Here is a 21,865-nt window from a genome sequence, read left to right on the forward strand (position 1 = left end):
TCCTTATTATATATAGATTACATGTTGACATGTAAGGAGGAACATATTTTGCGAGTTAAATATCATTTTCTGCCAAAACAGCAAGTAACATTTTGCAAAATGAACGATTCAGGTAAGAAGGCTCTGCAAATTATGAATGAAACGGGATTTCGAGCAATCCCTGTATTAGCAGAAGATGAAAAGAAATTCATGGGGATTATTTATAAAGTGGATCTTTTAGAAAAGAAGTGTAATGGTGGATTAGAGGAATTAAGTACGGAACATATGCTGGAAGATTCCACTGCATTTATTTTTGAAAAGGACTCTTTTTTCAGAGCATTTTATGTTATTCGTCGTTTGCCGTTTTTAGCTGTATTAAATGATTATAATGAATTTGTTGGCATCTTAACTCATTCCAATATATTTGATGTTATTGAGGATTCATTTGGTATGCGGACGGGTGGTTATATATTAACAATTGCAACACAAGATTGTAAGGGAACGATTAAAGAACTTGGGACATTGTTGAAAGCATTTCATATCGGTGGACTATTTACGCTAGATAACGGCGATCAATATATTCGCCGCGTTATTGTCAATATAACAGATGAGTTAAATGAAAAAAGATTAAAGCAATTAATCGAAAAAATAGAGAAAAAAGGATTCAGGGTGAGTCATGTAGATTATATTTAAGATGAAAAGGAAAGGGAGCAATTTGCTATATGCAGATTGCTCTCTTTTTTAGTTTGAGTCATGAATCTTATTTTGAAACAGGAGGCGGAGATAATGCTAAATCGGATAAAAAAATAAAATCTGCATGTTCACGAATTTTAGGGATAGAGGTTTCTATAACACGTGATGTAATTTCACCTGGAGGCCCAACATGTCCGATAGCTACCATAATCGGTTTTTCTTGAAGTTTTTTAATGAGTAATTGGGCTTGTTTTGAAATATGTGCCGCTGTGTACACGTCATCAAAAAATAATTGATTTTCAATAATTGGTACTCCTAATTCTTTCCCGATTTTTGGGACGACACTCTTAGGATTTGTTTTGCTATCTAAATAAAATAAACCGTGTTTTTTACAAGCTGCGAGTATAAGTCGTACAATTCTTTCGTCTGCAGTCACCTTTGATCCCATATGATTATTCATCCCAATTGCATGTGGTACTTCTTGAATCGCTTGTTCGAGTCGATTATTTATTTCTTCGTCGCTTAAATCAGTTGTAATTGCTTTTGGTCCAAGCCATTCTTTTTTACCTTTAATCGGTTCCATTGGCATATGTATAATAACTTCGTGTCCTTTCTTATGAGCCGCTATCGCATCTTCCTTTGTGGAAGGAAGAAAAGGCATAACAGCAACAGTTAGTGGAATAGGAAGTGATAACATTTTATCAGTTCCTTTCATATTATTGCCGAAGTCATCAATGACAATAGCTACTTTATTTGTATGGGCCTTAGCCTCAATAGGAAACAAGAAGGCTGGTAAAAACATAGTCAAAATAAGCAATGCAATCGTATATTTGCGCATATAACTATTTCCTTTCTATATTATCAATCACCATTATGGTTTGCGTTTTTATATAAATTAAACAAAAAATGTCGAAGAAAAGTATATGGAAAATAGGGAATCCGCTATTTAATTGGTGTTTGTAAAAAAAGGAGATAAAAAAATTGTCTATTATTGCGAATGTATTTACAAAGATAGAATAATTTGTAATAATTCTCAAAGTGAGGGTAAAGATTTGTAAATTACAGGGAGAAAATGTTTAATTTTCTGATTCTTCAAATTCAAATATGATAAGCAGTTAAAAGTTCAATGGAGAAGTGAAGTAGAGAGCATGGAAGTATAATAAGGGGGATATGAATGTTTACTGCAAAAAGGAAGTACACATTAGAAAAGCTTTCACGTGATATTCATATGAAACGTGAAGAGATGATTCAATTAGGTTTAACGAGTGGGTTAAATAGTACGGAGACGATTCAAGTTAGTCAAGAATTGGACAAGCTTATTTTACAGTACCAGTGTTATAAAGAAAAACAAACACCAAAATGGTTATCAATTATAAAGGTACCTATTTTTCAAATTGGGTATGAAGGGAAATCAAGTAATTTTTGGCGAATGCTTGTGGCTGGTTTTATGAAATAAGTATAATTACCCTTTAGGGATAAGGATAATTATACTATGTGTAACGGAATTTCGATATGAACTGTCGTTCCTTCGTTTTCTATACTGTTAATAAAAATATGCCCGTTGTACATCTCTATAATTCGTTTACATATGACAAGTCCAAGACCTGTTCCAGTATCTTTATTAGTAAAGAACGGATGAAAGAGGTGTTTTTGAATATGTTTTGGAATCCCTTTTCCAGTATCTATAATTTGCAATTGTGCGTGTGTTTCATTGTTTGTTACGAAAATAGTTAGTGTATCGCCAAAAGTCATAGCTTCAATTGCATTTTTTGTAATGTTTAAAACCACTTGTTTCATATGGTCTTTCGAGCATCGGATATGAACAGGACGGTCTGGCAAATGTAAATGGAATACAATATTATGTAGATTCGCCTCAGATTGAATAATTAATGCTACCTCATTTAGAATGGTTCTCACATCATATGTTTGTTCAATGATTGCAGTTGGCTTTCCCAGAATAAGAAATTCACTTACAATTTCATTAATTCGTTCTATTTCTTGTTCGATGATGGAAAAATAGAACTGATCTTGTTCATCTTTATATTTCTCTTTTAATAGAGCGACGAGCCCTTTAATTCCGGTAAGTGGATTACGGATTTCGTGGGCAGTACTGGCTGCAAAAGTTCCAACTAATTCAATTTTTTGTAGTTCATTTTGTTGTCTTTCTAGTTTTGTTTGTCGTTTTAACAACATATATTGAGCGAGTAAAAATAAAATTGACATTAAAAATAAAGTAGCTATACATTCTACGGCAACCCACTGGTTTAAAGTTTTTTGATGAATAGGTAACGGAGAAACAGAGACCTTCCAATCTAATCTTTGGAGTGGAGTAGTAAGCATATTAGAATGTGCATCACTTGTTTCGTTATTATCATCGGTTAGAAAAACTACATCATACTTATCAGTTACTTCAAAATGGTATTGTGGCTTAATGGCATTTAAAGATGATGAAATGTAGTCAAAGCGTAAACTTGCTAACAATAAGCCTGAGAGCTCCTTCTGTTTATTAAAAATGGGGGAAGCAATCATAATAGCTTGATGGCCAAGAACACGATCTGTAATGACGGATGATACAGTTGTTTTCTTAGTTTGTAAGGCGTTTTGAATATATTTACGATCTGAGACATCAACAGGTGGTCGGTCACCTTCCGATGCGATTGTAATGATACCTTCTGGTGTAGCGTAATATAGACCAGAAAAACGTGCATCGTTTCCATCTGTATCATGTACAATTTCTTTCATCCCATTAATATTTCCAGTCTCGGTTCCTACGACCTTTGCGAGCATTTCTAGGGCAGAAATTGCTTCGCCAAGGTGGTGATCTAAATAGTCTCTATATAAAAAGAGAACCGTATGGGCAACTTGTTTATTTTCTTGTTTCATTTTATACGAATGATATGAATAAAATGTAGCACCAATCCCTGTTGTTGGTAGGATAACAAGCAATATATATAAAACTATGCTGTGGAATTTGAATTTCAAATTTGGTACTCCTTCTTTTTTATTATCATTATATATAAACTATGTTAAAATTGTCATGTTTTTATTCAAGAATCATTCATAATATATTTGGGGAGAGATAATGAATGAGTGAATACTCATTCGGAATTTATATGAAGTACTATTTTGTTCTTTTTATTATTGAGAATTTAAGTGAAGGGTTGAAAGTTGTATGACATCAAATAATGAACGAGAAGATATTTCTCAATCTTTAAAAGTATTTATTGCATTATCTCGTGTACATCGTTCTGTTATGGATACGACAAATAAGTCTATACAAAGTAACGGTTTAAATCCAACTGAGTTTGCTGTATTAGAACTGCTATATCATAAAGGCGGTCAACCACTTCAGCAAATTGGTGAGCGTATTTTAATAGCTAGTGGCAGCATTACATATGTTGTAGATAAGTTAGAGAAAAAGGGACTAGTAAAGAGAATTCCATGCCCGAATGACCGACGTGTTATTTATGCACAATTAACTGAATCTGGAGAGAACTTTATTTCTTCTATTTTTCCAGGGCATGAGCAAGTTATTCATCAGTCTTTTGAAATGTTAACGAAAGAGGAAAAGGACGAATTACTGGATTTATTAAAAAAGATTGGAAAGTATGAAAAGTAATAATATGTTCCAAAGGAGCTTTGGATAAAGAAATCCAAAGCTTTTTTGTTTACATGTAATGATGACAGTATATGCCGTATTTTGTTGAAGAATAAGAGGAGATTTGGAAGTAAGTATTGAATTATAGTAAAGGATGCATTTAATGGAGAGGAGGCTCGTTCATGTCATTTAAAGACTATGAATATAAAAGGCCAAATATTGAAGAATTAAAAGAGAAGTTTACAGCTGCTTTAGAGAGGTTTGATAACGCAAAAACTGTAGAGGAACAAAAACAAGTCATTCATTCAATTAACGAAATTCGTAACGATTTTGGTACAATGGGGAATCTTTGTTACATTCGTCATTCTGTTGATACAACAGATGCTTTTTATAAGAAAGAGCAAGATTTCTTTGATGAATTCTCTCCAGTTGTACAAGGATATGGTACAAAGTATTATAATGCGTTAATTCATTCTCCATTCCGTGAAGAATTAGAAGCGTATTATGGGAAGCAATTATTTGCTCTTGCGGAGTGTGATTTAAAAACATATTCTGATGAAGTCGTGAAGGATTTACAATTAGAGAATAAATTGTCTTCACAATATACACAATTATTAGCATCTGCAAAAATTGATTTTGCAGGAGAAGAAAGAACTTTATCACAGCTTATTCCATTTATGCAAGGGAAAGAGAGAAGTGAACGTAAAGCAGCAAGTGAGGCGTATTACGGATTTTTAGCTGAGAATGAAGAAGAGTTAGATCGTATTTATGACGAGCTTGTTAAAGTGAGAACGAAAATCGCCAAATCTTTAGGTTTCAAAAACTTTGTTGAACTTGGATATGCAAGAATGTACCGTACAGATTATAATGCGGAAATGGTAGCAAATTATCGTCAGCAAGTGCTAGATTATATCGTTCCCGTTACAACGGAATTAAGAAAACGTCAACAAGCACGTATCGGTGTAGAGAAGTTAGCATATTACGACGAAAACTTTGAATTCCCTACAGGTAACCCAACTCCAAAAGGAGATGCGGATTGGATTGTTAATCATGGAAAAACGATGTATAAAGAGTTATCGGCTGAAACAGATGAATTTTTCAATTTCATGTTAGATAATGATTTATTAGATTTAGTTGCGAAAAAAGGAAAAGCTGGCGGTGGATATTGTACATATATTGAGAATTATAAAGCGCCGTTTATCTTCTCGAATTTTAACGGAACGTCTGGTGATATTGACGTATTAACACATGAAGCAGGCCATGCTTTCCAAGTATACGAAAGTCGTAAATTTGAAATTCCAGAATATAATTGGCCAACATATGAAGCGTGTGAAATTCACTCTATGAGTATGGAATTCTTCACATGGCCATGGATGAAGTTATTCTTTGAAGAAGATGCAGATAAATATTACTTCTCTCACTTAAGTTCAGCACTTCTGTTTTTACCGTATGGTGTATCTGTTGATGAATATCAACATTATGTATATGAAAACCCTGAAGCATCACCAGAAGATCGTAAGACAGCATGGCGTAATATAGAGAAAAAGTATTTACCGCATCGTGATTATGAAGATAATGATTATTTAGAGCGCGGTGGATTCTGGCAACGTCAAGGACATATTTATAGCTCGCCGTTCTACTATATTGACTACACGTTAGCACAAATTTGTGCACTGCAATTTTGGAAACGTGCAAGAGATAATAGACAAGAGGCGTGGGAAGATTATGTGAATCTGTGCCAACAAGGTGGAAGTAAATCATTCTTGGAATTAGTAGAAGTTGCCAATTTAACATCACCATTTACTGAAGGCTGTGTGAAAAGTGTTATTACAGAAATTGAAGCATGGCTACAAGCAATTGACGACACAAAATTGTAAAAAACATGCGCTTTTTTTCACATGTTTAACATCGACATAATGAGAAAATGATGAGATAATAAAAGAAAATTCAGAATACTAAAGAGGTGTTTCTAATAAGGAGCGCCTCTTTTCACCAACAAAAGGGGGGAAAGAAGTATGCTTCAATCTAATATGGATGTGAGTTTAGAAAGTTTAGTGAACTCATTACAGTCTACCCGAAGCACGCTATTGTCAGAAATTGAAATGTTAAATGATACAGAAGTGAATGTAAAGCCACGTCGTGATAAATGGAGTATTATTCAAATTTTGCATCACTTGCATTTAGTTGAACAATCTGTCACGTCTGCCCTTGTATATGCCTTACAAAAAAATGAAAGAAACACGACTCCATTTAAAGACCTCCAACTTACGCTGGATCGCACACATAAACGAGAAGCTCCTCAGCAAATGAAACCAACAGAAACGCTAATGAAAAAACAGCAAGGAATCCAATTACTAGAACATTCACGACAAGAACTATTACATGCGCTTCATAGCGTTATAGATGAAAAAGACCTATTTGAAAATGGGTTAAAGCATCCTGTTTTTAATGATCTGAATTTATATCAGTGGGTTCAATTTCTTGATTTGCATGAACAAAGACATCTTACGCAGTTAAAAGAAGCGAAACACGCAATTTTACAGCGATAATTAGGAAGAAGTGGGAGACCACTTCTTTTTCATATGTGCATAGTTTTTCTTCTTATTTTGGAATACTACAGAGAGAAAGAAAAGAAGGAGTTGAAAAGTATGTCCAATAAAAAGAAAGAAGAAGAGCGCGCTTGGAAAGCACGTAAAGAAAATCAAAAACCACATGGAAAAGTGAAAGCTTTTGCTGAATTAGTTGAAGGAACAGAAAAAACGTGATGAGTATTTCATCACGTTTTTTGTATGAGTGGAAAAGTTAATAAGAAAGTTGTACCTGTACCTTTTTCACTTATAATATCAATTTTTCCGTTCATAGCTTGCACAACACTGAATACGACCATCATTCCAAGACCAGTACCTTTTTCTTTTGTTGAATAGAAAGGGGATCCAAGACGTTTTACTTGTTCTTGATCCATACCAACTCCTGTATCTTTTATATATAATTGAATATGCTTATGATCAGGAACTAATGTGAAATAAAGATCACCGCCTTTTGGCATGGCCTCAATGCAGTTTTTTAAAATATTTAACAAACATTGATTTAGTTTTTGTTTTTCTCCCGCGATAAAAAAAGAAGTACTTTGCTTTATATAATGTGTACGCACATTTGTTAAATTAGCAAGCGGTGTAATTAACGATAATGCATGCAGTAGTTCTTCTTCTAACTGTAATGTTTGTTCTTTTTCAATACTTGGTTTTGCAAAGGTTAAATAATCTGTAAGAACGTGATTTGCTTGTTCGATTCCGTTGATGGCTATGTCAATATATAATTTTCGCTCTTGCTCAGTGCATGTACCTGACTGCAAAAGTTGTAAAAATCCTTTTGTTGAAGTTAACGGATTGCGAATCTCATGAGAGATGGACGCTGCCATTTCGCCAATTAAATGAAATTTTTCAGCATTCATAAGTTCGTTTTGGAGACGAACTTGAGTTTGTAATATGTGTAGTAAATATAAAATAAGAATCGTACCAAGTATCGTACATAACTCATACACAATAATATGTGGTATATAATCAGTCTTATTTGTAACCTTTGAAAGGAAGAAAGGTATCCAACTCAATCCGTATGTGAGACTGTATATAATAGCGAGTATTATTTTTATACGATTAGAAGTTCGATTGAAAAATTTATATGTAAATAGTAGAACAATAAATAGAAGGATAGAACCGATAAGCGATGGGAAAACACCTATTCCTCCTAATAAGAAGCGATATATATTTAATACAACTAATATTGATCCACCAGCAATAGGACCTCCGGTTAATGTACCGACAACTAATACGATATGACGCATATCAAATTGAAATCCATAATTTGTTTTTGCTGCGAAAGTGATACATAGTATAGTAACGAGGCAGCATAATACAATAAATATAGCTGAATTTAATTTAGGAGAGCGTTTCCCTTTTTGATTCCAAAATAAATGGTATACGAGCATTGTAACAAGGATGAATAATATATTTAGAAAGAGATAAATAATAAAGGATTTCAGTGGGATGCCTCCTCTCTTCTTATAGTAAATTAATCATACTATAAAATGAAAGAAATGAAATGAGAAATAGCGGAAAAATCAGAAATTTTTTCTGGTAGTATACAATATGTTACAATAAGCTTTGTCAATGAAAGAAGGAATTCCGTGCAATGCACGGGAGAGGTTCGCGAACTCCCTCTATAAAAAACTATGGAAACAACAATATCTTTAGGTATTGTTTTGTTTTTTTATTGTGACAGTTCAAGAACGTTCTTTCTTCTTATTCGTAGTAGAGAAGGAGAATGAGTGAAATGAAAAAAGAAAAGGCAGTTGTTGTTTTTAGTGGAGGACAAGATAGTACGACATGTTTATTTTGGGCAATGGAGCAGTTTGCAGAAGTAGAGGCTGTAACGTTTAATTACAATCAACGTCATAAGTTAGAAATTGATTGTGCAGCGGAAATTGCAAAAGAGCTAGGAATTAAACATACAGTACTAGATATGAGTCTATTAAATCAACTTGCTCCAAATGCGTTAACGAGAACGGATATGGAGATTACACATGAAGAAGGGGAATTACCATCGACGTTTGTAGATGGACGAAATTTACTATTCTTATCATTTGCTGCTGTATTAGCAAAACAAGTTGGAGCACGTCATATTGTAACGGGTGTATGTGAAACTGATTTTAGTGGTTATCCAGATTGCCGTGACGTGTTTGTGAAATCGTTAAACGTTACTTTAAATTTATCCATGGATTATCCGTTTGTGATTCATACACCACTTATGTGGATTGATAAAGCGGAAACATGGAAATTATCAGATGAACTTGGAGCATTCGAGTTTGTTCGAGAAAAAACATTAACATGTTATAACGGAATCATTGGTGATGGTTGCGGTGAATGTCCAGCATGTCAACTTCGTAAAGCAGGATTAGATACGTACCTACAAGAACGCGAAGGAGCGAGTAACTAATGGATAATTTCTTTGGATTTCGCATCGTAGAAAATTTGCAAAAAATGGACAAGGATATTCAGCGTAAACAGCTCAAATATCATAATAAACGAGTAATGGTCAGCAAGGAATTTACATTTGATGCAGCACACCATTTACACTGTTATGAAGGGAAATGTAAAAACTTACATGGTCACACATATAAAGTTGTATTTGGGATTAGTGGATATGTAAATGAAATCGGTCTTGCAATTGACTTTGGAGATATAAAAGAAATTTGGAAGAATGAAATAGAAATTTATTTAGATCATCGTTATTTAAACGAAACGTTACCAGCGATGAATACAACTGCTGAAAATATGGTCGTTTGGATTTATGAAAAGATGGCAGAAGCGTTAACAAAAGATAATCGTGTGAATGAATATAAAGGAGCTCGTGTTGAATTTGTTCGTCTATTTGAGACTCCGACTAGTTATGCAGAAGTAAGACGGGAGTGGATGCTCGATGAGTAAAATCCCTGTCTTAGAAATATTTGGTCCGACTATTCAAGGTGAAGGAATGGTTGTAGGACAAAAGACGATGTTTATCCGTACAGCTGGCTGTGATTATAGCTGCGCTTGGTGTGATTCTGCTTTTACGTGGGATGGATCGGCTAAAGATCAAATTAGACAGATGACAGCAGAAGACGTTTGGAATGAGCTTGTAGAAATTGGCGGCGAAAATTTTTCTCATGTTACGATTTCAGGTGGAAATCCGGTATTGTTGAAAAATATTGAGTTTCTTCTTTCTATATTAAAAGAGAATGGAATGCGAACGGCAATCGAAACGCAAGGGAGCAAATGGCAAGATTGGTTACTTGAAATTGATGAAATAACGATTTCTCCGAAGCCGCCAAGCTCGACGATGAATACTGATTTTCAGAAGTTAGATGATGTAATTCAGAAGCTAGCAGGAAAAGATATTAGCTTAAAGGTAGTAGTATTTGACGATTATGATTTTGAGTATGCAGTTAAGATGCACGAACGTTATCCAGATGTACCATTTTTCTTACAAGTAGGAAATGATGATACAAAAACTGTGGATGATGCGATGTTGATTAAAAAGCTATTAGATAAGTATGAGTGGCTTATTGAAAAAGCGGTTAACTGCAAAGAAATGAATAATGCAAAAGTATTGCCGCAGCTTCATGCGTTAGTATGGGGAAATAAACGCGGAGTATAATGAGAAGGGATGTTTAAAATGGCAGGAAGATTAGATGAAGATTTAAAAGATGTAACATTATTAGGAAATCAAAATACAAAATATTTATTTGAATATAGCCCAGAAATTTTAGAGGTTTTTGATAATAATCATCCAAACCGTGATTATTTTGTAAAATTCAATTGTCCTGAATTTACAAGCTTATGTCCGAAAACAGGCCAACCAGATTTTGCGACAATTTATATTAGCTACATTCCAGAACAAAGAATGGTAGAGAGTAAATCTTTAAAACTATATTTATTTAGTTTCCGCAATCATGGTGACTTCCACGAAGATTGTATGAACGTTATTATGAATGACTTAATTAAATTAATGGATCCACGTTACATCGAGGTATGGGGTAAATTCACACCACGTGGAGGGATTTCAATTGATCCTTACTGTAACTACGGTCGCCCAGGAACGAAGTATGAACAAATGGCTGACTACCGCATGATGAACCATGATTTATATCCAGAAACAATTGATAATCGTTAATATATAATAGAAAGAAAGGATCTGTATGTTATACAGATCCTTTCTTTCTATTATATTATGCATTTTGATTAATGACAGTATAGTTTTTATGACTAACAACTGTAAGAGGTTCCATATCTAGTTCTCTAAAATTCTCCATAATTGTTATATCTACAATAACAGAGTTTTGATTTACTTTTTGAACACGGCCTTGCATTCCACCTTTAAATTCAATGATATCTCCAGTTTCTGCGATCTGCATAAGCAACTCTCCTTGTTACAGTTTTTCCAAAAAAGAATAATTTGGGATTTTTTATTTTCCTTTATTTTGAACTATGTTTCCTGTTTTGTAAATGTTTTCAAAGTAAAAATTCGAAAAATATTCACTTTTTGTAAGAAAATATGTAGAAAAGCCATGTTTTTTGAGAAAAAAAGGAGAAATGAAAAAATCTTTATATAGAGTTATAATAAAGAAATACAATAACCTATTAAAGTGGGAGAAATTAGAGGCGGTAAAATGATGTTTGAATTTGTGGGGAGTGTTATAGCATTAATTTTATTTGTATTTTCTTATATACATTTAAAAAAGATTCGTCATCATGAAACGACTACATATTTTGATGGGATGGATGGTATAAATGCTGGGGTCACACATGAGAGTGGCGGGGATATGTAAAGGTGTATAACTTTCTTTTTTTGCGTGGTATGATATGTAAAAATAGTACATAATAGAGTTCGTAAGTGATGAATGGAGAGTGGAAAGAATGAAGATTTCTTTTATTCGTCATGGTCGCTTAAATCGTACTATAGAACCAATGACGGTTACATCCTTTCATGAATGGATGAAAGGATATGACTTACATACTATAACAAAAAAAGTACCAATACCTACGGAAACAAGGGAAGCGGTTGAAGCGGCAAAATTGATTGTAACGAGTGATCAAAAGTGCGCTGTACAGTCAGCAGCTGAATTAATGGATTCTTTATCGTTTATACAAAATTCTCTCTTTAGAGAAGCTACAGTTCCGACGAGCTTTTATGCTCCAAAATGGTTGAAGTGTAAACCTAACGTATGGATGTTTATCGGACGAACAGTATGGATACTTGGTTACCATAAAGATGTTGAGTCTTATAAGGAAGTAAGAGAGAGGGCGAGACAAGCGGCTTACTTATTACATCGTTACGCTCTCGTACATGGAAGTATTGCTCTTGTAGGTCATAATTATGTGAATGTAATGATTGGTGCCGAACTGAGAGCGATGGGATGGTCTGGTTCTCCTATTTTGCACAGAGAGCCATGGGGATGTACAACATATACGTTTCATGAGGCGATGAATGGAAATGTATTAAATACGAATTTAACATAAAAGCACACGATTTATATAAATCGTGTGCTTTTTTTAAGATATAGAAATTTTGATGTTTAATGGTTTTACGAGATGTGCATAAGGTTCGCCTACAAGCATAACGATTTGATCTTTTTTATAACCTAGTTTTTCGTATAGTGAATAGGCACGTTTGTTTTCTAAATTAACAAGTAATGCGATTTTTTCATACTCCTTTTCAGTTGCATGTATTTCAGCAGCTTCAATTAATTTAGAACCAATTCCTTTTCCGCCATATACACTTGAAACGGATAAAGTATCAATGTAATATTCATCAAGCTCGGCTTCTTTTTCTAACGTAATCGATTCATCTTTATGTAATTCTCTTAAGTGATGTACGATTGGTGCATCAAGCATTGTTGCTTCACTACCGTGATAAGCGACAATAACTCCAACTGCATCCCCGTCTTGTTCATATACAAAACAGTTTTCATAGCTCAGTCGATTTTTCTCTTTTGAGAACCATGTTTCAAGTCCTAGTAATACTTCTGTCTCAACTGTGCTACCTGTGATTTTTTCAGCAATTTCGTGCAGAGCGTTATACAATAAAGGTGCTACCAGTTTCGCATCTGTCTTTTTTGCTTTCCGAATCATAGTATCCCTCCTAGTTCTATTCATATATTGTAGCATAGCGGTGTGAAACTTTGCATAATTGAATGTCGAAATGTTTGATATAGAGAAGTAGCTATGTTAGTATATGATATTTAGTGGACATATACTAAAGAGATATCTTTTGAAAAATAATGAAAATGAAATGAAGGTATAGCATCTGGATAATTTTACAGTTGTTGACCTATAGAATATAAGTTAAAATAAAATATTGCATAGAGGTGAAATACATGGATAAAGAATTAGCAAATACAATTTTGGATCAGCTGAAAAATGGTGAAATAAAGGAGTATGTTGTTACGAAAGATGTATTTTATACGTTCAGAGAAGTTTTAGTAAATCGAGAAGACTTTAAACATTTCATTGGTAACGCACAGCGCGGCGGACAAGTCATTTATACATACTCAGAAACGCCACGTTCGTAACTAGAAGAATATAGGGAGGAGACTTATGGGCGATTTTAAACAAGGCATATTACCGCATTGGGATTATATGTGGAAAGATAGAGCCGGCAACCGATTTATGGGAATGGTCATGTATCCAGAGAAAAGAAAGTGTTCGACAAAAATGCTTCAGAAAATAAAAAGAGCATATGAAGAGGCTGTAGAAATTAAAGTAACTGTACAAGTTCAACATACATGTCAGTACGTTGAAGGAATGATTGTGTACTTTGATGAAGAAGCTCCTGTATGTACAATGATTGATAAAGATGAAAATCCACATCATATATTTGTAAAAGATATTTTGCGTATTGAGCACTCTGCATAATCTTTTCATAAATAAGTTGAATTTCCATAATAATAATCTTTTTCTATAATAGTTATCTTTTAGTATGTAACGCGAATCGAAAGTATATGTATAATATTTAATAAAGTAAAGTTGATAAATGTAATCGTTTTTTAGAACAGATTATCGTTTCATGTCTGTTCTTTTTTGCGTGATGCTGGAGAAATATATTCCTCCAGCATTTGCCGTTTTATGACAAAATATATTGGTAACTTTTTTAAAAATAAGGTTAAATTCGTTGACAACTTTTTTGAAAAGCACTTTATTGACATGAGTTTTAGAATGTTGTTTCATAGTCATTGTATTGAAAAAAAACGACGGTCTTGTCGAAAAGTAAAAGTTAAAAAAAGAAAGAATTTATACATATATCTTGTGTCTTATTTTGAAACGTAATACAATATATAGAGAAATCAAGAAACAACATACAGAGAGTATAGATTGAAAAGGGAGGGTCGGAAATGTTAGTTGCATATGATTCTATGACAGGAAACGTGAAGCGTTTCATTCACAAATTAAATATGCCGGCCGTTCAAATTGGTGAAGATCTAGTAATAGATGAAGACTTTATTTTAATTACGTATACAACAGGTTTTGGCAATGTACCAGAACGTGTTTTAGAATTTTTAGAGCGCAATAATGAAAAATTAAAAGGCGTATCTGCAAGCGGCAATCGTAACTGGGGAGACATGTTCGGTGCAAGTGCTGACAAAATTTCTGCTAAATATGAAGTGCCTATTGTATCAAAATTTGAGTTATCAGGAACAAATAACGATGTAGAATATTTTAAGGAAAGGGTGCGGGAGATTGCGACACATTGAACTGAATAATGAAATCACGCAAATGCAGGACGGTTTTTATCAGCTTCATAAAGATAAAGAGGCATTAGAAGTCTTTATGGAAGAAGCTAGAGAGAATACCGTTCATTTTAATAGCGTGGCAGAGCGAATGGAGTATATGAAAGAACATGATTACTATTACAACGTTCTGGACGAGTATAACTTGGAGGAAGTAGAAGAGGTATATAACATCGCTTATGGTGAAAACTTCGAGTTCCAATCTTATATGGCAGCATCTAAGTTCTACAAAGATTATGCGTTAAAAACAAATGATCAAAAACAATACTTAGAAAGCTATGAAGATCGTGTAGCAATTGTGTCATTATACTTAGGACGCGGTGATGTTGCGAAGGCAAAACAATTCGCAAGCATGATTGTCAAACAAAACTACCAACCAGCGACACCAACCTTTTTAAATGCGGGAAGAAGCAGAAGAGGAGAAATGGTGTCTTGTTTCTTGTTAGAGATGGATGATAGCTTAAATTCAATCGGCTTTAACATTAATACTGCAATGCAATTATCAAAAATCGGTGGTGGAGTAGCTTTAAACTTATCTAAGCTACGCGCACGCGGTGAGCAAATTAAAGGTATCGACAACGCTGCAAGTGGTGTAGTACCTGTTATGAAGTTACTTGAAGATTCGTTTTCATATGCGAATCAGCTTGGCCAACGAAAAGGTGCTGGCGCAGTATACTTGAACATTTTCCATTGGGACATTATTGAATTCCTTGATACAAAAAAAATAAATGCCGATGAGAAGAGCCGTATTCAGTCTCTATCAATCGGAATTATCGTTCCAAGTAAGTTCTTTGAGCTTGCTGAGAAAAACGAACCTTTCCATGTTTTCGCGCCTTATACGGTGTATAAAGAATACGGAAAGCATTTAGATGATATTGATATCGATGAAATGTACGATGAATTAATGAGCAATCCGAAAGTGAAGAAGAAGCCGCTAGATATTAGTGCACGTGATATGCTTATTAAAATTGCTATGATTCAGCTTGAGTCGGGTTATCCGTACTTAATGTTTAAATCAAATGCAAATAATCAACATCCACTGAAGGATATTGGAACTGTGAAGATGTCGAACTTGTGTTAAATATGTAGCACCTTCTAGTAGAAATGCTAGTCGAAAACTCCGTTAAACGGGGAAAGCCTCAAATTTGAGGTAACCTACCGTGCTAAATCTTATCTTAGAATGAAAATATAAAAGTTCAGAATGTATCTTATTATTTTGTATAGCAGAGTTATGGGACAACATAAAGTAATAAGAGACTTTCTGAAAGATTAAGATAAGTAAAAGCCTAACGACTATCCCTTATGGGAGTAGAGCGCAAGCGATTGGCGTTCGAAAAGCGGAGCACCTAATCAGGTAATGCTGTAGGTGATGATATAGTCTGTCCTGTATGGTGACATACAGCAGTTGCATGAGCAACGGACTGAGGAGTAGCGAACTCGGTTGAACATTCGAGACAGAAATCTTCCAGCTTCAAGAAACTTCTGAAATAAATGATTACGGTACAGATGACATTATTCGTCGTGATATTAACTGTAACTTAGGATCGTTAAATATCGTAAATGTAATGGAAAACAAAGAAATTCGTGAAGCGGTTCATGCGGGAATGGAAGCTTTAACAGCTGTTTCTGATATGACGATTATTCCGAATGCACCAACTGTGAAAAAAGCTAATGATGAGCTTCATTCCGTTGGACTTGGCGCAATGAACTTACACGGATATTTAGCAAAAAATAAAATCGCTTATGAAAGTGCAGAAGCGAAAGAATTCGCTCGTACATTCTTTATGATGTTAAATTACTACTCTATTGAGAAAAGTATGGAAATCGCTAAAGAAAAAGGCGAGACATTTAAAGACTTCGATAAATCTGATTATGCGAGCGGCACATACTTTGAAAAGTATGAAACGACAGATTACAGTCCAGTAACTGAAAAAGTTCAGCAATTATTTGAAGGAATTCATATTCCAACAAAAGAAGATTGGACAAGTTTAAAAGAGCAAGTACAGAAGAATGGTTTATATAACTCATATCGTCTTGCTATCGCTCCAACACAATCAATCAGTTACGTTCAAAATGCAACTTCAAGCGTAATGCCGATCGTAAGTCAAATCGAATCAAGAACGTATGCGAATGCGACAACATATTATCCAATGCCGTATTTATCAAAAGATACGTTCTGGTACTATAAATCTTCTTACGATATGAATCAGTTTAAATTAATTGATTTAATCGCAGAAATTCAAGAACATATTGACCAAGGGATTAGTACAATTCTTTACGTTAATAGTGATATTTCAACACGTGAATTAGCACGTTACTACATCTATGCACATAAAAAAGGCTTAAAGAGTCTGTATTATACGAGAACGCGTAAATTAAGCGTGGAAGAGTGTGTGGCTTGTACCGTTTAATATAAAAAGTGAGACATGATGAGCAGGGTTTTCTGAACCCTGCTCATGCTTAGTTATCATATTTAGAGAAGGGGCGATTGAATGCGTGCGGTAAACTGGAACAAAAAAGAAGATGATTTTAGTTTAATGTTTTGGAAGCAAAACATCGCTCAGTTTTGGACAGAAGAAGAAATCGCAGTGTCTTCTGACAAAAATACTTGGGCGCAATTATCAAAAGAAGAGCAGGTTGCTTATAAGCGTGTATTAGGTGGTTTAACACTTTTAGATACGAAACAAGGCGGCGAAGGGATGCCACTTGTACTTGTTCACCTTGAAAATTTACAAGCGAAAAGTGTATTAGCTTTCATGGGTGCAATGGAAGAAGTACATGCGAAGAGTTACAGTCATATTTTCACGACGTTAGCTACTGAAGAAGAAATCGATGAGATTTTTGACTGGGTAGATACTCATCCGTTACTTGAGAAAAAGGCTGGTATTATTACGAGTTACTATCGTCGTTTATTAAAACCTGAAGTGACGAAAAAAGAGTTATACATGGCAATGGTAGCAAGTGTGTTCTTAGAAAGTTACTTATTCTATAGTGGATTCTTCTATCCGCTTTACTTAGCTGGTCAAGGTAAACTGACGGCAAGTGGTGAGATTATTAACTTAATAATTCGTGATGAGTCAATTCACGGCGTATTCGTCGGTATTTTAGCACAACAAATCTTCGCGGAACTTTCTGCAGAAGATCAACAAGAAGTGCAAAAAGAAACGCAAGAGTTATTAATGGAACTATATGAAATTGAAATGGCATACACAGAAGAAATTTACACTTCTATTGGTCTTGTAGAGGATGTAAATCGTTTCGTTCGTTACAATGCGAATAAAGGACTTATGAACTTAGGACTTGAGCCGAAGTTTGAAGAAGAAGAAATTAACCCAATCGTTTTAAATGGTTTACGTACAGATACGAAAAACCATGATTTCTTCTCTGTAAAAGGAAATGGTTACGTAAAAGCAACGAACGTTGAAAAGTTATCTGATGATGACTTCGTGTTTAATTTTTAATATATGATCATAAAGAAAAGCTGTCTTATTCATTGATAAGGCAGCTTTTCTTTATGGATTTGTTTACATAACATTATTATTTTTGTATAACGATTTCTGTTTGGAAAGTTCTATCTGGCTAATGGATAGAACTTTTTTGTAATTAAATGGGTATTTACAATCCTTTTGTATCGGTGTATTATTTAACTAGTACACCGATACAAAAGGAGGGAAGAAATGAAAATAGAGTTTTCTCCAAATACACCAATTTACATTCAGGTAATGGAATACATAAAAAAAGAAATCGTAACAGGACATTTATTGCCTGGTGATAAAATTCCCTCTGTACGTGAATTAGCGAGTGAATTACAAGTAAATCCAAATACGATCCAGCGTACATTTCAAGAGCTAGAACGAGATGGGGTTGTTGTAACACGTAGGGGAATGGGAAGATATGTAACGAATGAAGGGGAGAAAATTATGGAGCTGCGAAAAGAGATGGCGAAAGAATTACTTCACTCTTTTATAGATGGAATGGACAATTTAGGTTTTTCAGAAGAAGAAATTCTTACAATTCTTCGTTCTTCATTACATGAGAAAAGGGAGGAGAGCGAATGACAGAGCTATTAAAAATAGAAAACTTATGGAAGAGATACGGATTAAAAGCAGTGATTCGTGAATTAAACATAGAGATTACCGAAGGGAAAATTGTTGGGCTTGTTGGAGATAACGGGAGCGGGAAAACGACGTTATTGAAAATGATTGCTGGTCTGCAGCATCCATCGCAAGGTAGTATTACAGTAGCTGGTAAAAAGGTAGGATTAGAAACGAAAGAAATTGTTTCTTTTATGTCTGATAAGTCAGTATTTGATGAGTGGATGACTGTAAAAGATTCTTTGTTTTTCTACCGAGACTTTTATAAAGACTTTGATATTCAAAAAGCGGTAGATACGATAGTAGAATTTAAAATACCACTGGAAGAGAGAATTACAGCATTATCAAAAGGGATGGTTGAAAAACTTCAAATCATTTTAACGTTTTCTCGGAGGGCGAAATTATATGTACTAGATGAGCCGCTTGGAGGGATTGACCTCGTTTCTAGAGAACATGTATTAGATTTAATATTACAATTTTATAGAGAAGATTGTACAATGTTAATTTCCACTCATCTAATAAATGAAATTGAAAATATCTTTGATGAAGTGATCTTTTTAAAAGATGGAGAAATTGTACTATATGAGAATGTAGAAGACCTTCGTTTTCAGAGAGGAAAAGCAGTTCATGAATTGTTTAAGGAGGTGTTTAGTAAGTGAAGTCGTTACTTTCTTATTTATGGAATGTGAATAAGAAAAAATATATTGTTACTTTTTTAATTTTTGTGTTAATTGAAGCGATTTTATTTTCACAAATGATTGTAAAAAAGAGTGAGACAGCTGTTGTGAAACAAGAAGCGATATTCGGATTTATTATTATGATCTTCATGTTTTATGTGTTGTATATGTTTTTACAAACGATGAAGTCATGTTCACGTTTACTAACAAATCCATTGTTACGGGTTGCGGCGATATCTGGGAAACAATATGTTTTTTCTATCCTCACCTTCTTTTTTATTGTAATGGCTATATGTTATGGCATATGTGGAATTCTTTTCTATGTAGGTTATGTATTAGCATTTCCTACAACGTATGTATATATAGATGCACAAGAAATTATGCAAGTAGGTATAGTAAAGAATTTAATATATACAATGAGTGATTTGTTTGAATTTTTATTTGCGGTGTTACAAATTTTCTTAGTAGTTACTCTGGTTAAATTGCTTACTAAGAAGAAAAAGATACAAAAAATATTAATTGTTATTATTTCTCTAATTGTAAGTATAGCGATTACTTTAGTGACAACATTGCTAGGGAAATTAGCCCCAGCTTTCCAAGGATTGCGAAGAGAAGAATATCGTAGTGAAAGTAAAGGTCTATTTATTGATATGTTTCAAGAAAATGGATTAAACATTTTTAATATAAGTTTTATGGTGATTGTTAGTGCTCTAATCGTATATGTAATTGCTTATATAATCGATAAAAAACTAGAAGTCTAAAGGAGGAATCGGCATTGGGAAACGTAGTAGTAAAATTAGAGAAGGTTCGAAAAAAAATTGGTGGAACGGAAATTATTCGTGGTTTATCATTTGAAGTTCGTGAAGGGGAAGTATACGGGTTCCTTGGACCAAACGGTAGCGGTAAGACAACGACGATCCGTATGATGACAGGTCTTATTTCAATGACAGAGGGCGATATTACAATTTGTGGTCATAGTATTCGCACGGAGCGTGAAAAGGCGCTAGAGAAAATTGGAGCGATTGTAGAAAATCCTGAACTATATGATTATATGACAGGAATGCAAAACTTAAAGCATTTTGCGAACATGGCAATTACACAAATTAGTAAAGAGCGCATTGCTGAAATTGTAAAACTGGTTGAATTAGAGCATGCGATTCATAAAAAGGTGAAAACATATTCACTTGGTATGAAACAACGTTTAGGAATTGCACAGGCATTACTTCATCAGCCGAAAATTTTAATTTTAGATGAACCGACAAATGGATTAGATCCAGCTGGTATTCGTCAAATTCGTGATTATTTACAACGTTTAGCGAAAGAAGAGAATATTGCTGTAATCGTATCAAGTCACTTATTAAGTGAAATTGAACTCATGTGTGATCGCGTCGTTATTATTAAGCAAGGTGAGTTTGTACAAGAGTACAACTTACATGAACAAGCAAAACATGATGAGACAGTAGTTGTAGCGTTTGAAGTAGATCAAGTACAGAAAGCAAATGAAATCATTAAAGGTAAGGCGCAAGGAAATGTCATTGTAGTATCTGTAACGAAAGAAGAAATTCCGCAACTTGTAAAGAAACTTGTGAATGACGATGTGCTTGTATACGGAGTTACTGTTCAAAATAAAACGTTAGAGGATGAGTTCTTAGCGATTACAGGGGGAGTGAAAGCGTAATGTTTAAATTAATTCAAAATGAATTTTTAAAGCTGCATGCGAAAAAAGGAATGTATATTTTAATTGGTGTTATTGCAGTATTGGAGATTTTGGGAGTTTTAGCGATGCTGAAATGGGGAGATGGAAGTGAATTTAAAGGATCCTATTTAGATTTTGCAAGTTCAGAGATTGGTTTAATTACTTTGTTTGCAACAATTTTTGGCATTACGATTGCTTCGCGTATGATTACGGATGAGTTCCAAAAAGGTACAATTAAGCAGTTATTAATCCGTCCAAGAAAACGAATGACAGTTTTATTCTCTAAATATATTACAGTGTTACTTACTATAGTATTTATCATATTTGCTAGTACGTTAATTGCTATGATTATTGGATTAATTGTAATGGATGGTAGTAAAACAGAATTAACGTTAGGAATCGTAATGAAATCTACCTTATATCAAGTACTTTCACCGCTCTTCTTTGCGACGCTTGCATTTTTCTTAGCAAACGTATTTAGAAAATCTGTATTACCATTAATTATTACGATGTTCCTGTTCTTCTTACAAGGAGCAATTAATATGGTATTAATGATGTTTGCAAAAGGCGTAGCGAAGTTTATAGTATTCTTCCATTTGGATTTAAGAGCTTACGATGGCAATAAATTAATTAGTGGCGGAGTAGAACCTACATTCACAGAATTTACGTTTACAACTTCATTATTACTTGTAGCTGCATACTTTGTTGTATTGCTTGTAGCATCAAGTGCATTATTCCAAAAACGTGACGTATTATAATAAAAGAAATCCCCGCTTGTAAAAACGGGGATTTTTATTACATAACTTG

The 21,865-nt window shown here is 34.0% G+C and carries 27 protein-coding genes, 1 pseudogene and 1 riboswitch; of the genes and pseudogenes, 23 read left to right on the forward strand and 5 right to left on the reverse strand.

The annotated features are described in order from the left end of the window. The first annotated feature begins 48 nt into the window (after positions 1-48). Positions 49-672, forward strand: a complete 624-nt coding sequence (gene cbpA / locus PSR14_RS07750) for a cyclic di-AMP binding protein CbpA (RefSeq protein WP_001264219.1) — start codon at positions 49-51, stop codon at positions 670-672. A 67-nt stretch (positions 673-739) separates the two neighbouring features. Here cbpA and PSR14_RS07755 read toward each other — a convergent pair whose 3' ends face one another. Next, the gene (locus PSR14_RS07755) at positions 740-1,510 is read right to left on the reverse strand and encodes a divergent polysaccharide deacetylase family protein (protein WP_001234121.1); all 771 of its coding nucleotides are present in this window, start codon (positions 1,508-1,510) and stop codon (positions 740-742) included. 336 nt (positions 1,511-1,846) lie between these two features. Here PSR14_RS07755 and PSR14_RS07760 point away from each other — a divergent pair, with 336 nt between their 5' ends. Next, positions 1,847-2,128, forward strand: a complete 282-nt coding sequence (locus PSR14_RS07760; RefSeq protein ID WP_000493391.1) for an aspartyl-phosphate phosphatase Spo0E family protein — start codon at positions 1,847-1,849, stop codon at positions 2,126-2,128. Between the two features lie 29 nt (positions 2,129-2,157). Here the strand turns inward: PSR14_RS07760 and PSR14_RS07765 are convergent, their stop codons facing one another. Then, positions 2,158-3,654, reverse strand: a complete 1,497-nt coding sequence (locus tag PSR14_RS07765) for a DUF3149 domain-containing protein (RefSeq protein ID WP_000669145.1) — start codon at positions 3,652-3,654, stop codon at positions 2,158-2,160. A 190-nt stretch (positions 3,655-3,844) separates the two neighbouring features. Between PSR14_RS07765 and PSR14_RS07770 the strand changes: the two genes are divergently transcribed. The 4 genes from PSR14_RS07770 to PSR14_RS07785 all read left to right on the forward strand — a co-directional run bounded on the left by PSR14_RS07770 (position 3,845) and on the right by PSR14_RS07785 (position 7,035). Continuing rightward, the gene (locus tag PSR14_RS07770; RefSeq protein ID WP_000203341.1) at positions 3,845-4,291 is read left to right on the forward strand and encodes a MarR family winged helix-turn-helix transcriptional regulator; all 447 of its coding nucleotides are present in this window, start codon (positions 3,845-3,847) and stop codon (positions 4,289-4,291) included. Positions 4,292-4,452: 161 nt separating this feature from the next. Beyond that, complete coding sequence (locus PSR14_RS07775) at positions 4,453-6,147, forward strand: M3 family oligoendopeptidase (protein ID WP_000008563.1); 1,695 nt, start codon at positions 4,453-4,455, stop codon at positions 6,145-6,147. A 138-nt stretch (positions 6,148-6,285) separates the two neighbouring features. Next, positions 6,286-6,819 carry a DinB family protein gene (locus PSR14_RS07780; protein WP_000941973.1) on the forward strand — a complete coding sequence of 178 codons (534 nt, stop codon included), beginning with the start codon at positions 6,286-6,288 and terminating at the stop codon, positions 6,817-6,819. Positions 6,820-6,918: 99 nt separating this feature from the next. After that, the gene (locus PSR14_RS07785) at positions 6,919-7,035 is read left to right on the forward strand and encodes a DUF6254 family protein (RefSeq protein ID WP_000066280.1); all 117 of its coding nucleotides are present in this window, start codon (positions 6,919-6,921) and stop codon (positions 7,033-7,035) included. Positions 7,036-7,046: 11 nt separating this feature from the next. Here the strand turns inward: PSR14_RS07785 and kinB are convergent, their stop codons facing one another. Beyond that, complete coding sequence (gene kinB / locus PSR14_RS07790) at positions 7,047-8,255, reverse strand: sporulation sensor histidine kinase KinB (protein WP_001993722.1); 1,209 nt, start codon at positions 8,253-8,255, stop codon at positions 7,047-7,049. A gap of 207 nt (positions 8,256-8,462) precedes the next feature. Beyond that, positions 8,463-8,506, forward strand: a riboswitch (PreQ1 riboswitch). Positions 8,507-8,599: 93 nt separating this feature from the next. Between kinB and queC the strand changes: the two genes are divergently transcribed. Genes queC through queF form a run of 4 tightly spaced genes read left to right on the forward strand, consistent with a single transcriptional unit; the run spans position 8,600 to position 10,978 of the window. Continuing rightward, positions 8,600-9,262: a 7-cyano-7-deazaguanine synthase QueC gene (gene queC, locus PSR14_RS07795; RefSeq protein WP_000711607.1), complete on the forward strand. Its 663-nt coding sequence runs from the start codon at positions 8,600-8,602 to the stop codon at positions 9,260-9,262. After that, positions 9,262-9,753 carry a 6-carboxytetrahydropterin synthase QueD gene (gene queD, locus PSR14_RS07800; RefSeq protein ID WP_000368413.1) on the forward strand — a complete coding sequence of 164 codons (492 nt, stop codon included), beginning with the start codon at positions 9,262-9,264 and terminating at the stop codon, positions 9,751-9,753. Before queC ends, queD begins: the two co-directional genes overlap by 1 nt. Continuing rightward, positions 9,746-10,462, forward strand: a complete 717-nt coding sequence (gene queE, locus PSR14_RS07805) for a 7-carboxy-7-deazaguanine synthase QueE (protein WP_000036283.1) — start codon at positions 9,746-9,748, stop codon at positions 10,460-10,462. Before queD ends, queE begins: the two co-directional genes overlap by 8 nt. Positions 10,463-10,480: 18 nt before the next feature. Then, positions 10,481-10,978 (forward strand): preQ(1) synthase, encoded by a 498-nt coding sequence (queF, locus tag PSR14_RS07810; RefSeq protein ID WP_000918895.1) that lies wholly within the window; start codon positions 10,481-10,483, stop codon positions 10,976-10,978. 55 nt (positions 10,979-11,033) lie between these two features. Here the strand turns inward: queF and PSR14_RS07815 are convergent, their stop codons facing one another. After that, positions 11,034-11,219, reverse strand: a complete 186-nt coding sequence (locus PSR14_RS07815; protein WP_001165081.1) for a DUF2187 family protein — start codon at positions 11,217-11,219, stop codon at positions 11,034-11,036. 231 nt (positions 11,220-11,450) lie between these two features. Here PSR14_RS07815 and PSR14_RS07820 point away from each other — a divergent pair, with 231 nt between their 5' ends. Beyond that, positions 11,451-11,633 (forward strand): hypothetical protein, encoded by a 183-nt coding sequence (locus tag PSR14_RS07820; protein WP_113732933.1) that lies wholly within the window; start codon positions 11,451-11,453, stop codon positions 11,631-11,633. A gap of 88 nt (positions 11,634-11,721) precedes the next feature. Further along, entirely contained in the window at positions 11,722-12,324 is a 603-nt protein-coding gene (locus PSR14_RS07825; RefSeq protein WP_000703127.1) for a phosphoglycerate mutase, read from the forward strand. 33 nt (positions 12,325-12,357) lie between these two features. Here PSR14_RS07825 and PSR14_RS07830 read toward each other — a convergent pair whose 3' ends face one another. Continuing rightward, positions 12,358-12,936 (reverse strand): GNAT family N-acetyltransferase, encoded by a 579-nt coding sequence (locus tag PSR14_RS07830; protein WP_000619530.1) that lies wholly within the window; start codon positions 12,934-12,936, stop codon positions 12,358-12,360. Positions 12,937-13,181: 245 nt separating this feature from the next. On the opposite strand from PSR14_RS07830, the gene PSR14_RS07835 reads away from it, so the two are divergent. The 11 genes and pseudogenes from PSR14_RS07835 (at position 13,182) to PSR14_RS07885 (ending at position 21,816) form a co-directional block, all read left to right on the forward strand. Then, positions 13,182-13,376, forward strand: coding sequence for a hypothetical protein (locus PSR14_RS07835; protein WP_000356683.1), 195 nt, complete (start codon positions 13,182-13,184; stop codon positions 13,374-13,376). Between the two features lie 25 nt (positions 13,377-13,401). Next, on the forward strand, positions 13,402-13,719 hold the full coding sequence (locus PSR14_RS07840) for a hypothetical protein (protein WP_000502211.1): 318 nt from the start codon (positions 13,402-13,404) through the stop codon (positions 13,717-13,719). Positions 13,720-14,195: 476 nt separating this feature from the next. Next, positions 14,196-14,555 (forward strand): class Ib ribonucleoside-diphosphate reductase assembly flavoprotein NrdI, encoded by a 360-nt coding sequence (gene nrdI, locus PSR14_RS07845; protein ID WP_000959450.1) that lies wholly within the window; start codon positions 14,196-14,198, stop codon positions 14,553-14,555. After that, positions 14,542-15,669, forward strand: a pseudogene (locus PSR14_RS07850) (ribonucleotide reductase N-terminal alpha domain-containing protein); the annotation flags it as partial. The gene nrdI and the pseudogene PSR14_RS07850, both read left to right, overlap by 14 nt. 382 nt (positions 15,670-16,051) lie before the next feature. Next, positions 16,052-17,002 (forward strand): ribonucleotide reductase, encoded by a 951-nt coding sequence (locus PSR14_RS07855; RefSeq protein WP_073536430.1) that lies wholly within the window; start codon positions 16,052-16,054, stop codon positions 17,000-17,002. 81 nt (positions 17,003-17,083) lie between these two features. Beyond that, the gene (gene nrdF / locus PSR14_RS07860) at positions 17,084-18,052 is read left to right on the forward strand and encodes a class 1b ribonucleoside-diphosphate reductase subunit beta (RefSeq protein ID WP_001203021.1); all 969 of its coding nucleotides are present in this window, start codon (positions 17,084-17,086) and stop codon (positions 18,050-18,052) included. A 216-nt stretch (positions 18,053-18,268) separates the two neighbouring features. Beyond that, positions 18,269-18,649: a GntR family transcriptional regulator gene (locus PSR14_RS07865; RefSeq protein ID WP_000687513.1), complete on the forward strand. Its 381-nt coding sequence runs from the start codon at positions 18,269-18,271 to the stop codon at positions 18,647-18,649. Then, the gene (locus tag PSR14_RS07870; RefSeq protein ID WP_046197214.1) at positions 18,646-19,344 is read left to right on the forward strand and encodes an ABC transporter ATP-binding protein; all 699 of its coding nucleotides are present in this window, start codon (positions 18,646-18,648) and stop codon (positions 19,342-19,344) included. The genes PSR14_RS07865 and PSR14_RS07870 overlap by 4 nt, the downstream gene beginning before the upstream one ends. Further along, complete coding sequence (locus PSR14_RS07875) at positions 19,341-20,123, forward strand: hypothetical protein (protein WP_000838770.1); 783 nt, start codon at positions 19,341-19,343, stop codon at positions 20,121-20,123. Before PSR14_RS07870 ends, PSR14_RS07875 begins: the two co-directional genes overlap by 4 nt. Before the next feature lie 14 nt (positions 20,124-20,137). After that, positions 20,138-21,040 carry an ABC transporter ATP-binding protein gene (locus PSR14_RS07880; protein ID WP_000528779.1) on the forward strand — a complete coding sequence of 301 codons (903 nt, stop codon included), beginning with the start codon at positions 20,138-20,140 and terminating at the stop codon, positions 21,038-21,040. Beyond that, positions 21,040-21,816, forward strand: coding sequence for an ABC transporter permease (locus PSR14_RS07885; RefSeq protein ID WP_000475445.1), 777 nt, complete (start codon positions 21,040-21,042; stop codon positions 21,814-21,816). The genes PSR14_RS07880 and PSR14_RS07885 overlap by 1 nt, the downstream gene beginning before the upstream one ends. The last annotated feature ends 49 nt before the right edge of the window (positions 21,817-21,865 follow it).

The sequence above is a fragment of the Bacillus sp. A01H genome, from assembly GCF_045277205.1.
Lineage (GTDB): Bacteria > Bacillota > Bacilli > Bacillales > Bacillaceae_G > Bacillus_A > Bacillus_A paranthracis.

Coding starts and splice junctions, on each gene's coding strand:
- PSR14_RS07885 (WP_000475445.1), top strand. CDS start 21,040: ATGTTTAAATTAATTCAAAATGAATTTTTAAAGCTGCATGCGAAAAAA.
- nrdF (WP_001203021.1), top strand. CDS start 17,084: ATGCGTGCGGTAAACTGGAACAAAAAAGAAGATGATTTTAGTTTAATG.
- queF (WP_000918895.1), top strand. CDS start 10,481: ATGGCAGGAAGATTAGATGAAGATTTAAAAGATGTAACATTATTAGGA.
- queD (WP_000368413.1), top strand. CDS start 9,262: ATGGATAATTTCTTTGGATTTCGCATCGTAGAAAATTTGCAAAAAATG.
- PSR14_RS07830 (WP_000619530.1), bottom strand. CDS start 12,936: ATGATTCGGAAAGCAAAAAAGACAGATGCGAAACTGGTAGCACCTTTA.
- PSR14_RS07835 (WP_000356683.1), top strand. CDS start 13,182: ATGGATAAAGAATTAGCAAATACAATTTTGGATCAGCTGAAAAATGGT.
- queC (WP_000711607.1), top strand. CDS start 8,600: ATGAAAAAAGAAAAGGCAGTTGTTGTTTTTAGTGGAGGACAAGATAGT.
- kinB (WP_001993722.1), bottom strand. CDS start 8,255: ATGCTCGTATACCATTTATTTTGGAATCAAAAAGGGAAACGCTCTCCT.
- PSR14_RS07815 (WP_001165081.1), bottom strand. CDS start 11,219: ATGCAGATCGCAGAAACTGGAGATATCATTGAATTTAAAGGTGGAATG.
- queE (WP_000036283.1), top strand. CDS start 9,746: ATGAGTAAAATCCCTGTCTTAGAAATATTTGGTCCGACTATTCAAGGT.
- PSR14_RS07775 (WP_000008563.1), top strand. CDS start 4,453: ATGTCATTTAAAGACTATGAATATAAAAGGCCAAATATTGAAGAATTA.
- PSR14_RS07770 (WP_000203341.1), top strand. CDS start 3,845: ATGACATCAAATAATGAACGAGAAGATATTTCTCAATCTTTAAAAGTA.
- PSR14_RS07825 (WP_000703127.1), top strand. CDS start 11,722: ATGAAGATTTCTTTTATTCGTCATGGTCGCTTAAATCGTACTATAGAA.
- PSR14_RS07755 (WP_001234121.1), bottom strand. CDS start 1,510: ATGCGCAAATATACGATTGCATTGCTTATTTTGACTATGTTTTTACCA.
- nrdI (WP_000959450.1), top strand. CDS start 14,196: ATGTTAGTTGCATATGATTCTATGACAGGAAACGTGAAGCGTTTCATT.
- PSR14_RS07865 (WP_000687513.1), top strand. CDS start 18,269: ATGAAAATAGAGTTTTCTCCAAATACACCAATTTACATTCAGGTAATG.
- PSR14_RS07840 (WP_000502211.1), top strand. CDS start 13,402: ATGGGCGATTTTAAACAAGGCATATTACCGCATTGGGATTATATGTGG.
- PSR14_RS07780 (WP_000941973.1), top strand. CDS start 6,286: ATGCTTCAATCTAATATGGATGTGAGTTTAGAAAGTTTAGTGAACTCA.
- PSR14_RS07760 (WP_000493391.1), top strand. CDS start 1,847: ATGTTTACTGCAAAAAGGAAGTACACATTAGAAAAGCTTTCACGTGAT.
- PSR14_RS07870 (WP_046197214.1), top strand. CDS start 18,646: ATGACAGAGCTATTAAAAATAGAAAACTTATGGAAGAGATACGGATTA.
- PSR14_RS07785 (WP_000066280.1), top strand. CDS start 6,919: ATGTCCAATAAAAAGAAAGAAGAAGAGCGCGCTTGGAAAGCACGTAAA.